Raw genomic sequence first — 271 nt, 5'->3', positions numbered from 1 at the left:
GACAATGACATCGTCGCCAGCCGTGCCGATGATCGTGTCGTTGCCACCGGCTCCGTCAAGCTTGGCGTCCGTCACCGTCATGCCGGAGAAGTCGAGCGTGTTGCCGTTGCCATCGCCGCGAACACTGTTGTTGCCGCCCGCGATGCCTTCGATGACCTCAATGCCGCTCGAGGCTTTCGAGAAGTCACCGCTCACGCCGATCGCCGCACTCGAATGCGTTGCCTTGATCGTGTCGACGTCGGACGCGCCCGTGCCGCTGTCCTGATACGTG

Annotated in this window: 1 pseudogene; it reads right to left on the bottom strand. The window is 63.1% G+C overall.

Annotation, left to right across the window (positions count from 1 at the left end):
- A pseudogene (locus ABLQ08_RS32755) lies at positions 1 to 271 on the bottom strand (hypothetical protein); the annotation flags it as partial.

It is taken from the genome of Roseibium sp. SCP14 (assembly GCF_040329475.1).
GTDB lineage: Bacteria > Pseudomonadota > Alphaproteobacteria > Rhizobiales > Stappiaceae > Roseibium.
Note: the sequence above shows the minus strand (reverse complement) of the source record. Positions and strands in the feature narration are given on the sequence as shown.